General features: G+C 69.5%; 12 protein-coding genes and 1 tRNA gene. 5 read left to right on the top strand and 8 right to left on the bottom strand.

All coding sequences use genetic code 11. From position 1 onward, the window contains the following. Nucleotide 1: 1 nt before the first annotated feature. Nucleotides 2–1,513: a tetratricopeptide repeat protein gene (locus AB0H42_RS31190; protein ID WP_357062575.1), complete on the top strand. Its 1,512-nt coding sequence runs from the start codon at nucleotides 2–4 to the stop codon at nucleotides 1,511–1,513. A gap of 58 nt (nucleotides 1,514–1,571) precedes the next feature. Next, nucleotides 1,572–2,798 (top strand): CHAT domain-containing protein, encoded by a 1,227-nt coding sequence (locus tag AB0H42_RS31185; protein WP_357062632.1) that lies wholly within the window; start codon nucleotides 1,572–1,574, stop codon nucleotides 2,796–2,798. A 382-nt stretch (nucleotides 2,799–3,180) separates the two neighbouring features. Here the strand turns inward: AB0H42_RS31185 and AB0H42_RS31180 are convergent, their stop codons facing one another. Beyond that, nucleotides 3,181–4,089, bottom strand: a complete 909-nt coding sequence (locus tag AB0H42_RS31180) for an NADP-dependent oxidoreductase (RefSeq protein WP_357062630.1) — start codon at nucleotides 4,087–4,089, stop codon at nucleotides 3,181–3,183. A gap of 115 nt (nucleotides 4,090–4,204) precedes the next feature. Here AB0H42_RS31180 and AB0H42_RS31175 point away from each other — a divergent pair, with 115 nt between their 5' ends. Next, on the top strand, nucleotides 4,205–4,678 hold the full coding sequence (locus AB0H42_RS31175; protein ID WP_357062574.1) for a helix-turn-helix domain-containing protein: 474 nt from the start codon (nucleotides 4,205–4,207) through the stop codon (nucleotides 4,676–4,678). Between the two features lie 291 nt (nucleotides 4,679–4,969). On the opposite strand, the gene AB0H42_RS31170 is transcribed toward AB0H42_RS31175, so the two are convergent. The 6 genes from AB0H42_RS31170 to AB0H42_RS31145 all read right to left on the bottom strand — a co-directional run bounded on the left by AB0H42_RS31170 (nucleotide 4,970) and on the right by AB0H42_RS31145 (nucleotide 10,200). Next, entirely contained in the window at nucleotides 4,970–5,887 is a 918-nt protein-coding gene (locus AB0H42_RS31170; protein ID WP_357062573.1) for a ribonuclease Z, read from the bottom strand. Between the two features lie 160 nt (nucleotides 5,888–6,047). Continuing rightward, a complete protein-coding gene (locus tag AB0H42_RS31165) occupies nucleotides 6,048–7,172 on the bottom strand; it encodes a hypothetical protein (protein ID WP_357062571.1) in 1,125 nt (374 codons plus the stop codon). Nucleotides 7,173–7,252: 80 nt separating this feature from the next. Continuing rightward, entirely contained in the window at nucleotides 7,253–7,498 is a 246-nt protein-coding gene (locus tag AB0H42_RS31160) for a hypothetical protein (RefSeq protein ID WP_357062569.1), read from the bottom strand. A 120-nt stretch (nucleotides 7,499–7,618) separates the two neighbouring features. Next, complete coding sequence (locus AB0H42_RS31155) at nucleotides 7,619–8,599, bottom strand: ribose-phosphate diphosphokinase (RefSeq protein ID WP_357062567.1); 981 nt, start codon at nucleotides 8,597–8,599, stop codon at nucleotides 7,619–7,621. Then, nucleotides 8,596–10,086 carry a bifunctional UDP-N-acetylglucosamine diphosphorylase/glucosamine-1-phosphate N-acetyltransferase GlmU gene (gene glmU / locus AB0H42_RS31150; RefSeq protein ID WP_357062565.1) on the bottom strand — a complete coding sequence of 497 codons (1,491 nt, stop codon included), beginning with the start codon at nucleotides 10,084–10,086 and terminating at the stop codon, nucleotides 8,596–8,598. Before glmU ends, AB0H42_RS31155 begins: the two co-directional genes overlap by 4 nt. Before the next feature lie 43 nt (nucleotides 10,087–10,129). Beyond that, nucleotides 10,130–10,200 (bottom strand) — tRNA-Gln (locus tag AB0H42_RS31145). A 299-nt stretch (nucleotides 10,201–10,499) separates the two neighbouring features. Between AB0H42_RS31145 and AB0H42_RS31140 the strand changes: the two genes are divergently transcribed. Both AB0H42_RS31140 and AB0H42_RS31135 read left to right on the top strand, forming a co-directional pair. Then, nucleotides 10,500–11,162, top strand: a complete 663-nt coding sequence (locus tag AB0H42_RS31140; protein ID WP_357062628.1) for a TetR/AcrR family transcriptional regulator — start codon at nucleotides 10,500–10,502, stop codon at nucleotides 11,160–11,162. Nucleotides 11,163–11,324: 162 nt separating this feature from the next. Further along, nucleotides 11,325–11,972, top strand: a complete 648-nt coding sequence (locus tag AB0H42_RS31135) for a TetR/AcrR family transcriptional regulator (RefSeq protein WP_357062564.1) — start codon at nucleotides 11,325–11,327, stop codon at nucleotides 11,970–11,972. 68 nt (nucleotides 11,973–12,040) lie between these two features. On the opposite strand, the gene AB0H42_RS31130 is transcribed toward AB0H42_RS31135, so the two are convergent. Beyond that, a partial coding sequence (locus tag AB0H42_RS31130; RefSeq protein ID WP_357062562.1) for a hypothetical protein occupies nucleotides 12,041–12,241 on the bottom strand: 201 nt, incomplete at its 5' end.

Here is a 12,241-nt window from a genome sequence, read left to right as displayed (position 1 = left end):
GATGAGCGCGGAAGAACCGCCCGGACTGGAACTGTTGTACGAGGGCGCGGCCGCCTATCAGCGCGGCGATATCGCCGAGGCGCTGCGAATATTCGAGCACGCGGTGGACACCACCACCGACGGTGTCCGCACCAGCGCGCTGATCAATGTCGCGAGTATGTACGACGAACTCGGTGACCACCACGGCGCCGCGGTCCGGTACCGCGCGGCGCTGGAACGAATTCCGGCGGACGCCCGCGAGAAACGGGCCTCCACACTGATCAACTATTCGCAGGCCCTGCAGCATCTCGGCATGCTCGACGAAGCCCAATCGGCGCTGGAACAGGCGCGGGATCTGCTCGCCGACGCCCCGGATCTGGGTGTGCTGCGGGTGTCGTGCCTGCTCTCGCTCAGTGCCGTCGCGACCCATCGCAGTCAGTGGATCCGGGTCATCGAAACGGCCACCGAATCCCTCGACGCGGCCATGCGTTTCGCACCCCACCTGGCCGGACACCCTCTGATGAATCTGGCCGGGGCGTATTTCGAAACCGGTCGCCGGGAGCTCGGTGTGGACTTCGCGCAGCAGGCGCTGGCGGCGTTCACCGCGGCGGGGGACCGCAACGCCGTCGCCGATACCCAGCAGAACCTGGCCCAGCTCTTCAGCCGGCTCGACCGGCTCGACGAAGCGGAGGAACTGGTGGTGGCCAGTCAGGACTACTACGAGCGGGCCGGACTCGGGTACCGGGCGGGAATCGGCTGGAAGATCCGCGGTTTCCTGGCCGAATGCCGCGGGGAGGTCGATCGGGCCGACGAATGGTATCGGCGCGGCCTCGACTGCTTCCGGGACTCCGGGGCGGTACTCGACGCCGCCGCCGTGCAGTGCCGACTCGCCACCGTGGCCTATGCGCGCGGGCTGGTCGGGGAAGGGCAGCGGCTGCTCGACGCCGCGTTCACCGTCTACGCCGAACGCGGTCTCGGCCTGCAGTGCGCGCAACTCGACTACTGGCACGCGGTGCTGGTGCAGATGGTGGTCGACGATATGGACTCCCCGTCCGCCGAACTCCTGGCGCTGGGCCGCGCCCTGGCGGTGCCCGCCGCGATCGCCATCGACGCGGTGCGTTACACGCTGCCGGGCGGCAGTCAGCGCGATCAGTGGAACCGCGAGGTCGCCGACCCCGCCGTCCGACTGGCCTTCCGATTCGCCTACCTCTGCGGCGACGGCCGGCTGCTCGCCGACCTCATCGAGACACAGTGCGCGGGGACGACACTGGACGCGACCCCGGGTGCGCGAGCCGAACGCCCGCAGTTCCCGCTGGACAGTCCCGTACCGCCGGCCGCTGGCGAACCCGGAACCGGCCCACTGCATCTGGGCGCCACCCTGGCCCGGGTCGCGGCGGCGGCCGGTCTACCGGTGGCGCCGCCCGCGCGGCTGGCCGTGGGGCCCGACGCGCGTATCGCGCTCGGGGACTACATCGCGGCCGCCGAACAGCGGTACGGGCAGCGCGTCCGGGAGGATCGGGTGATCGCGATATGAGCGGTGATCGGAGTACGGGGGAGTTGTGCTGAACGATCAGCCCACCGTGGTGGTGCGGATGGCCGACGCCGGCGATGTGTACATGTCCTGGCGCTGGCTCGGAGACGTCGCCGCACCCGGTGTGGCGGCGCTACCCGGCGCCGATATCTACGCGGTGGTGCGGGAACTGGCGGCCGCGCTCCCGGATCCGACTGTGCCCGGCGGTCTGGAGCGCACCCTGACCACCGCCGCCTTCGCCGCGCCCGATACCGAATACCTGCTTGCCCGCGACCTTTCCCGCGCGCTGCTGCCCTATGACCTGGCCGGCCAGCTGCATACGCTCTACCGGCAGGGGGTCCGGCCGCTCATCCGGCTGCAGCCCTCGCCCCGGGTCGCCCAGGTGCCGTGGGAGATCCTGGCCCCGGCGCCGGAACTGCGGTTGATCGATATCGCCGATATCGGGTTGCTCGCACCCGCCGGTGTCGTGCACGGGCCCACGCGTATCGCGCGCAGCTGGACCGAAACCCGGGAACTGCCGGTGGTGGCCGTACTCGACCCGCGGATACCCGGCTTCCGCGCCGATTCCGAACTCGGTTCGGTCCTGGGCCGGATGACCCATCCGACACCGCTGACCCGGCGCATCGCCGGCCATATCGATTCCCGCCGCCTCCGCCCGGAGGTCACCACGCCCGCCGAGATCTTCCGCCGTACCGATCTCGACCGCGACTGGCTCTCCCGCACCCTGCGCGCCGGGGCCGCCCGTCTGCTCTACGTCGGTCACGTGACCGCGGCGCCGCCGGAATCCGGTCAGAGCGAGAACACCGAACTCCATCTGGCCTGCACCGCCGAAACGGCCGGTTTCGCCGAACCGCAGCGCACGCATCGGCCGCTCTCGGCCAAGGATCTGCTGCTCGGGACCCATACGCTGGCCGCCGACCCCGTATCGGGCCAGGAGTTGTGGCCGGTGCCGAGCCGGGTCGCGCTCATCGCCTGTGAAAGCGGCGGCGATCTGCGGTTCACCGAGGCGCTGGGCCTGGTCGCGGCCATGATCACCGGTGGCGCCGAACTCGTCACCGCCACCCGCTGGCCGCTACCCACCGACCTGGCCTTCCAGCGCTGGGGTGCGGCGGCGGACGCGACTCCACTGCAAGAAGTCGTGCGCGCGGTCGATACGGCCCATGAGGCGGCCGATCCGGTGGTGGAACTGGCCGAATGGCAACGCGGACGGTTGTGCGCCTGGCGCGCGACCGGCGCTGTCGAGGACTCTCCGGTGCTGTGGTCGGCCTTCGCCACCTTCGCGACCTGACGCCGGTGAACTGGGCCGTGTCGCACTCGAGTAATCGCCGACCCGCCGCACTGTCCGGAGCAGTGCATCTCGGCGGTATTCCGCCACTACAGGGCGGTTTCGCCGCCGCGCCCGACGGGCAGGGCGCCGGAAGGCGGATCGTTGGTGCCTCTCACATTGCGCCGCAGGAGATTTTGTTCGGGTATACGATCGCATCGGGTATGGATTCCGCCTTTTCGGGGGATCGGATACATCCCGACGCAGGGTCCGATGTGCTGTGGCGGCCGTGATCGGACCACCGGTGGCGCGGCTTCCCGCCGTGCCGCCGGTGTCCCCGAAGGGTCCGGGGGCCTCCTGCGCCGCCCTGCTCTCCGGTCGCGCGCCGAGCCCGAATCGAAACGATTCAGGGTTGCAGTACGTATTTCCCGCGCACCCCGCCCCGGGCGAGTTCCCGGTGGGCGTCGGCGGCCCGGTCGAGCGGTAGGACCGCGTGCACCCGGGCCGGAAGACGGCCGCTCGCGGTATCGGCCAGGAACCCGGCGAGTCGTTCTCGGTCGGGCTGTACCGCGACGGCACGGACGGTGATACCGCGTTCGGCCGGCGGTTCGGCGCCGGGCCGTACTCCGACGAACAGCCCGCCGTCGCGGACCAGCGGCAGACCCGCTTCCTGAAGGGCGGCGGGATCGGCCACCGCGTCCCAGCCCGGGGTGGCGGCGGCGGTGAAACCGGCGCCGAGACCGCGCACGAACTCCTCGTCGGTGGCGCGGGCCAACCCGGTGACCCGCCAGCCGCGCTCCTGCGCGAACCGGATCACATAGCCGCCGACCGCCCCCGCGGCGCCCGTGACCAGCAGGTCGCGACCGGCACCGGCGCCGAGCAGATCCACCAGCTGGGCCGCGGTGAGACTGTTGAGCGGGACGGTCGCCGCGGTGGCCAGATCGAGTTCGTCGGGTACGCGGGCGATATCGCTCACCGGGACGGTCACCTGCTCGGCATAGGTGCCGAAATCGCGATCGAATCCCCCGATCAGGCCCGCCACGCGGGTGCCGACCGGCAACTCGGCGCCGGGCCCGGCCGCGGTCACGGTCCCGGCGAAATCCGTGCCGATTCCGGTGTACTCCGACCGGGTGATCAGGCCGAGAGCGTGGAAAACACCCGCGGTCAGCGCGAGGTCGACGGGGTTGACGGTGGCGCCCGCTATCGCGACCCGCACCTGTCCCACGCCGGGGTCGGTGACGGGTACGTCGATGATCTCGATGGAATCGGGTCCGCCCGGGGTACGGACGATCGCACTGCGGAAAGTACTGGCCACGGTGACCTCCTGTGGTGATTTCTGTGCCATGCCTCCACAATGGAGTGGTAACTCTCCATCGGGAAGTAGGCACCTGAAAGTGCGTATCCCACCGCCGGGTAGGAAGGAACGGGCCATGGCGACGACGACGGCGGCCCAGCAGCGGGCGCTGCGCAAGGTGGACTACGACGCGTTCTTCGCGGGCTGTCCCAGTCGGCAGCTGCTGGAACGGATCTCCGGGAAGTGGGTGGCGCTGGTGCTGTCCGCCCTGGGCAGCGGCGGTCCGCATCCGGGCGCGGAGTGCGGCGGCGAGCCGCAACCGCTGCGCTACTCCGAGCTGGCCCGCCGGCTGGCCGGGGTCAGCCAGAAGATGCTCACCCAGACGCTGCGCACCCTGGAACGTGACGGCCTGGTTCTCCGCACGGTCACGCCGACCGTACCGGTGACCGTCACCTACGAACTGACCGAACTCGGGCTCTCGCTGCACGGGATCATGCGCGGTATCAAGACGTGGGCGGAGGTCCATATGGACGAGGTGCAGGCCAATCGCGAAACGTACGACCTCGGCTCATCCGTGCGCGAAACCGTCGGTGTGAACGATCCGTCCTAGCCCGGCTCCGGCCCGACCAGGCCGCTGATCAGGGCCCGGAGCCCGAACAGGTAGGTGTCCTCGGCCGTGAGCCCGACCCGGCGCGGGCCGCTATCAGCCCGGACGGCAGCTTTCTCACCGATGTCCTGGGACCGTCGATCGTCACCGGCCTGGGTATCGGACTTAGTCCGGCCCCGGCCGCCGTGGCGGCGACGGCGGGAATGGACGCCCGGGCGGCCGGGTTGCGGGACGGGACGCGGACCGAGCCGGTCGCCGGACCGTGACGGCCGGTCTCCGCTCTACCGGAGTGGGTCAGCGGCGGGACGGGAACGGGATACGGTCCAGATCCGCGGCGATCACTATCTCGCCCCCGAACTCCCGCCGCGCCTCGGCCAGATGCTGGTCGAGGCCGGGATACCGCTGCGAGAAATGGGTCAGGACCAGGGTCCGCGCCCCGGCCTCGGCGGCGATCCGGGCAGCCTGCCCGGCGGTGAGGTGACCGTGTTCGGCGGCCAGCCGGGCATCGGCTTCGACGAAGGTCGCTTCGATCACCAGCATGTCCACTCCCGCGGCGAGTTCCCGCGCGCCGGGGCAGAGGCGGGTGTCCATGACGAACGCGAAACTCTGGCCGCGCCGCAGCGTACTCACCTCGTCGAGGGTCACGGTCCGGCCCTGCCAGGCGATTTCGCCCGCGCGTTGCAGACGGCCCACCATCGGGCCGTGCAGGCCGAGCTCGGCCAGCGCCTCCGGCCGGATGGTCCGGTAATCGGGTTCGGTGAGCCGGTAACCGAACGCCTCCACCGGATGGTCGAGCCGGGCGGCGGTGATCTCGAAGGGGGCGCCGGGGGCCGGTAGTGCGCCCGGTCCGGCGATCGGCCGCTGCCGGAGTTCGACCGTCCGGTGGTAGGCGGTCGCGTCGCAGAGGTTGTCGAAGAATCGCAGGCCCGACGCCGGGAAGTAGGTGTCGATCGGGTGCGGGACCCGATCCAGGTTGATCCGCTGCACCACCCCGGCCAGACCCAGACTGTGGTCACCGTGGAAGTGGGTGATCGCGATCCGGGTCAGGTCGGTCGCGGAGATCCCGGCGCGGATCATCTGCCGCTGGGTACCCTCGCCGGGATCGAACAGTACGACCTCACCGCCCCAGCGCAATGCGTATCCGTTGTGATTGCGCTGGGTCGTCGGCACCTGGCTGGCGGTGCCCAGTACGACCAGTTCCCGCTGTGACATCTATCCGCACCACGGCGGCGCGGCCGCCCCTGTCGCCGCCGCGAATCCACCGGCGCCTCGTTCCTCGGGCATGGGCCGAACGATATCCGCCGCCGGGGTGCCGGGTGGTACGTGGGCGCAAGTGCGACCGGACCGGGCCCGCGGCGACGCCCCGAACCGGTCAGCCGAATGATTCGTTGGGCACGATCTCGGTCCCGGTGAGGAGCAAGCCGATCACCACGCCCACCACGAGACATATCGCGGCCGCGATGGCCGCCCATTTGCCCAGGGGCTCGCCGCGGATATGCCCGATGACGCCGAGCACGATGCCGGCGGCGCCGAACACGAGCGGGCAGAACAGCAGCGAGACCGCGGCGCAGACGAAACCGATGATGGACAGCACCTGCGGTCCCGAGCGTTCCGGCGGCCGGTCGGCGCCATAGGGCTGGTACTGCTGTTGTTCGGGGTAGGCGGGATAACCACCGGCACCGGGCGTCCCGCCCGGCCGGCCGCTCTGCTGTCCGCCCGGCGCGCCGCCGCCGGACCATCCGGGAGCGCCACCCCAGCCCGCCTGGTCCTGCGGACCCCAGCCGGTCTGTCCCTCGGCGCCCCAGCCGGTCTGTCCCTGGGCGCCCCACCCGGACTGTTCCGGGGCGCCCCACCCGGACTGTTCCTGGGCACCCCAGCCGCCCGGACCGCCGTATCCGCCACCCGGCTGTCCGCCGTACCCGCCCTGTGGCGGATACTGCCCACCGCCCTGCGGCGGATAGGGCGACCCGCCCTGCGGCTGCCCGGAACCCGGGTACCCGCCGGGTGACTGCTGCTGCCAGGCCTGCCCGGGGGACTGTTCCTCGGGACGGGCCGACCACGCCTGTGGGGGCACTTCACCGCCGGGCGGCCGCTGCTCCGGGGTGCCGGGGTGCCGGCCGTGCTCGTAGGCTCCGGCACCTTCGCCGGGCTGTTCCGGTCCGGACGCGGGCCGGGGTCCACGGCCGAGCAGTTTCGGCAGGTACTCGGTGGGTGGGTCGTCGGACCGTGCCGCCGGCGCATCGTACGGTGCGCCGGCCTCCGGCGGTTGCGGGGCGCCGGACCCCGTATCACCCGCCGGGGGTGCCGGAGCGTTACCCGGGGTCTGCGTGTCGTCGGGAGGTTGCGGGGCGCCGGGGGTGACGTACGGCTCGTCCGGGGTTTCCCGCGGGCGGTCCGCCGCAGGCCCGCCGGTGGCGCCGGAATCGGATTCCGGCCGGTCTGTGCTCCAGTCCTCCGGCCTGTCGCCGGAGTCGCGCGGGTCCTGCGGTGTGCTCATCACGTCTCCTCGTTCGTATCGTCGAGGGCTCGTAGGCCGGTACCGCGGTGCGGGCGCAGCGTCAGCTGCCGGGGCGTCCCCTATTCGGGTTCTTCCTCGATATGGATGGCGGCGGCCTCGGCAGGCCGGTTGTCGTCGGCGGCGCGGTCGCGCCGGTCCGGTTCTTGCCGCAGCTCCTCGGCTATGCCGAGACGGCCGTCGTCGTCGCCCTCCCGATCGCGAATGCGCAGGTCCGCGGGCGGGTCCTCGATATAGCGTTCGTAGGCGCGGACCTCGTCCTCCTGGTCGTCGTCACCCATATCGGGCTCTCGTGGTTCGCGATCCATACCAACCAGTATGCGCCGCCGCGAGGCCACTCGGCGGGACCGTGACCAGCGGTGTCGGCTCCCCGCCCGGAACGCCGAACGGCCCCGGACCAGTGGGTCCGGGGCCGTTCGGGAAAAGGGTCAGGCGTTGCCGTTGAACAGTCCGGTCACCGAACCGTTCTCGAACACCTCACGGATGGTGCGGGCCAGCAGCGGAGCGATGGACAGCACGGTGAGCTGCGGGAACTTCTTGTCCTCGGTGATCGGCAGGGTGTTGGTCACCACGACCTCCCGGGCGCCGCAGGACGCGAGCCGCTCGGCGGCCGGGGCGCTCAGCACGCCGTGCGTCGCGGCGATGACCACATCGCCGGCACCGGCCTCACGCAGCACGTTCACCGCGCCGGCGATGGTGCCGCCGGTGTCGATCATATCGTCGATGAGGATGCAGGTGCGGCCCTCGACGGAGCCGACCACCCGGTTCGACTTCACCTGGTTCGGGACCAGCGGATCACGGGTCTTGTGGATGAACGCCAGCGGCGCGCCGTCCAGCGAATCCGCCCACTTCTCCGCCACCCGGACGCGGCCGGAATCGGGGGAGACCACGGTGATGTTGTCGAGGCTGTAGTTGGTGCGCACGTACTCGGCGAGCTGCAGCTGGGCGTGCATATGGTCGACCGGGCCGTCGAAGAAGCCCTGGATCTGGTCGGTGTGCAGGTCGACGGTGACGATCCGGTCGGCACCCGCGGTCTTGAGCAGATCGGCGACCAGGCGGGCCGAGATGGGCTCGCGGCCGCGGTGCTTCTTGTCCTGGCGGGCGTAGGGGTAGAACGGCAGGATGGCGGTGATCCGCTTGGCCGAACCGCGCTTGAGCGCGTCGATCATGATCAGCTGTTCCATCAGCCACTGGTTGAGCGGCCCCGGAAAGCTCTGCAGGACGAAGGCGTCGGAACCACGAACCGACTCCTCGAACCGGACGAAGATCTCCCCGTTCGCGAAATCACGCGCGGTCTGCGGGGTGACGTGAACGTCGAGTTCCTTGGCGACCTGCTCGGCTAATTCCGGGTGCGACCGTCCGGCGAAGAACATCAGGTTCTTCTGGTTGTCGATCCATGACGCGGTCACTGCTGGTTGCCATCCTTAAGCTTTGTTGCCCGACCTGGTGTCTCTTCGGCCGCGAGAGCTTTCGCCGCCGCGTCTGCTGCAGCGGTTCCCGGTCGTTTCCGCTGCACCCAATTCTCGATATTGCGCTGTGGCCCGCCGGACACTGCCAACGCGCCCGGTGGAACGTCTTCCCGCAGTACAGTACCTGCCCCGGTATAGGCGCCGTCACCCACGGTCACCGGGGCGATGAACATCGTATCGCTGCCGGTACGCACATGTGAGCCCACGACGGTGCGGTGCTTGCGCACCCCGTCGTAGTTGACGAACACACTGGATGCTCCGATGTTGCTGTGCTCGCCGATGGTGGCGTCGCCGATATAGGTCAGATGCGGGACCTTGGTGTGCCGGCCGATCTCGACGTTCTTGGTCTCCACGAAGGCGCCGATCTTGCCGGACTCGCCCAGTACCGTGCCCGGCCGCAGGTAGCTGAACGGTCCGACAGTCGCCCCCGCGGCGACCACCGCGGCCTCGCCGTGGGTGCGGATCACCCGGGCGCCGTCGCCGACCACCGTATTGGTGAGGGTGGAGTCCGGGCCGATCTCGGCGTCCTCGCCGATCACCGTGGTGCCCAGCAGCTGCACCCCCGGGCGCACCACGGTGTCGCGGCCGATCCGGACATCGGTATCGATCCAGGTGGTGGCGGGATCCATGATGGTCACGCCGGCGCGCATATGGCGTTCCAGAATGTAGCGGTTGAGCGTATGGGCCGCGGCGGCCAGCTGCACGCGGTCGTTCACGCCGGTGACCTTGGCCGAATCGACCAGGCGGGCGCCCTGCACGGGGTAGCCGGCCTCGCGGGCGAGTCGCAGGACATCGGTCAGATACAGCTCGTGCTGGGCGTTGGCGGTGGACAGCCGGCCCAGCATGGTGCGCAGCACTCCGGCGTCGAAGGCGTACACACCGGAATTGACCTCGCGGATCGCGGCCTGTTCCGGAGTCGCGTCGGCGTGCTCGACGATCTCGGCGACCTCACCGTCGGCGTCACGCACGATCCGGCCGTAGCCGTTGGGGTCCTCGGGTACGAAGGTGAGGACCGTGACGGCGGGACGCTCGGCATAGCTGCGATGCTCGTCGAGCAGGGCGACGAGGGTGTGCCCGTCCAGCAGCGGGACATCCCCGGACGTGACGATGACATCGCCGGAGAAATCGGCGGGCAGTCCGGAGAGCCCCACCTGAACGGCGTGCCCGGTACCGAGCTGCTGCTCCTGCACCACCGGCACGATCTCCCGGTCGAGTTCGGTGGCCACCGCGGCCGCGGCCGCCCCCACCTGCTCCCGGTCGTGCCCCACCACCGTCACCAGATGGCGCGGGTCGATGGCATGGGCCGCGTACAGCGCGTGCGCGAGCATGCTGCGCCCGGCGAGCGGGTGCAGCACCTTGGGCGTCTTCGACCGCATTCTCGTACCGGCACCTGCGGCTAGCACGATGACGGCGGTCTGCTCCTGCATGAATCTCCCTCGGGCCGACGATGGTCATCGTGCACGCGAGCTGCTCCGCCGCCAGGACTCGAACCTGAACTATCTGAACCAAAATCAGAGGTGCTGCCATTACACTACGGCGGACTGTCACACCGGCAGGTACCCGAAACCCGCCGCTGTGCCCCGGCACGGGAACGATACTCGCATGCCACCCCGGGATACGTCGAACCGTGGTGGTGGCGACACGCCAGCGGCCCCGGCACCGCCCGGGTGTCGCCGGCCGCCACGGGTCTGGGACAGTTGATCTCGATGGTTCTGGTCGCAGGTCCGGCTCCGGCACCCGCGGCCCCGATAACCAGGGAGGCGGGAACGTGGCGTCGGGAGAACCGAGAACAACCGAGGAGTTGCGGGCCGCCGAGCAGGGGCCGGTGGGCCGGCAGCGGATGACGGGTACCCAGCGGCGCCAGCAGTTGATCGAGATCGGCCGCGCCCTGTTCGCCGAACGCGGCTACGACGCCACATCCATCGAGGAGATCGCGCAACGCGCCCTGGTGTCCAAACCGGTCGTCTACGAGCATTTCGGCGGTAAAGAGGGGCTCTACGCGGTCGTGGTCGACCGGGAGATGTCGATGTTGCTGGACATGATCACCTCTTCGCTCACCAACAACAGGTCGAGGGTGCGGCTCGAACAGGTGGCGCTGGCCCTGCTCACCTATATCGAGCAACGCACCGACGGGTTCCGCATCCTGGTCCGCGATCAGCCGGTGTCCTCCACCGACGGCCGCTACTCGAGTCTGCTCAACGAGGCGGTCAATCAGGTGGCGCATCTGCTCGGTGGTGATTTCGAACGCCGCGGGTTCGATATCAGCCTGGCCGGTCTGTACGCACAGGCACTGGTCGGGATGGTGGCCACCACCGCCACCTGGTGGCTGGATGTCCGCAGCCCGTCCAAAGAAGTCGTCGCGGCACATCTGGTCAACCTGTGCTGGAACGGTTTGAGTCATCTGGAGGCCGACCCCCAGCTCAGCTCGGAATGGCCCGCTCTGCCCGGGCAGCCTCCGGCGAACTCGCCGGGCGTGCAGCGCAGTTCGGGCAACCATCGATGAACTACCGGCGAACTCGGGCGGGTCGGCGAATCGAGAGACGTAGCGAACACGGATGGTACGGTTCACCCATCCTTTGGGTGCTGTTCGGGCGGTAAGTCGGTCTACTTCGACAATGTCGGTCTACTTCAGGATGGCTGGTTATTGGGATGACAGGCGGAGCTGATGGCTAGGCAAGCGCGCGCGGAGATCACTCGCGATTCCGTTCTCGCCGGCGCTGCCGATGTCTTTCTGCGCTTGGGCTACGCCAATGCGAGCCTCAGCGAGATCATCGCGCAGTCCAACGTGACCAAGGGCGCCTTGTACTTTCACTTCGGGTCCAAAGAGGAACTGGCCCGTGCCGTGGTCGACCAGGGCAACGAACGCCTCATCGCGTCCTGCAAAGGATTCTTCGACTCCCGGGTCCCCGCCCTCGAGGCCGCCATCGGCATCACCTACGTGGTGGCCGATCTGTCGATGAACGATCCGATGGTCGGCGCCATGCTCAAGCTGACCCACCAGATCGGCGACTACCGCGGCGCCAACGGCGACAATATCGCCAAGACCTGGGGCGAGACCTATCGTCTCCTCGCCGAACGAGCGATCACCCAGGGTGACCTGCTCCCCGACCTCGACCCGGAGACCGTCGGCCTGCTGCTGTACGGGCTCACCACCGGAATCCACATCGTGGCGGTCGGCACGGAATCGGTGGATCAGATGGCCTCGCGCATGGAACGGGCCTGGTACTTCCTGCTCCCATCCATCGTCCCCGACGACAAGGTGTCGTACTTCCGCGAGTTCGCGACCCGCCGCCTCCGCCGCTACGTGCCGTAAGTCGGCCCTTCGAGGGCCTCGCTGAGCTCGGCACCGGGCCGCGCGGCACTCCATGGATGGAACAGACGTCAGGTCAGCAGTGCGGCCGGGTCAGCATTGACCTGACCATCGAATGCCGACGTAACCGTATGCGTCGAGATCCGGACATCGATGCCGACGCAACCCAATGCGTCGAGTTTTACGAGACACCTCCAAGGGTTGAGGCCCGTCTCGCCGTTTCGGCCTCGAAGCGCATGCGGCGCAGCCGCTTGTCTATAGGCCGAAACGGC

This window comes from Nocardia sp. NPDC050799 (genome assembly GCF_040654015.1).
Taxonomy (GTDB): Bacteria; Actinomycetota; Actinomycetes; order Mycobacteriales; family Mycobacteriaceae; genus Nocardia.
This window is presented reverse-complemented; position numbering and strand designations above follow the sequence as displayed.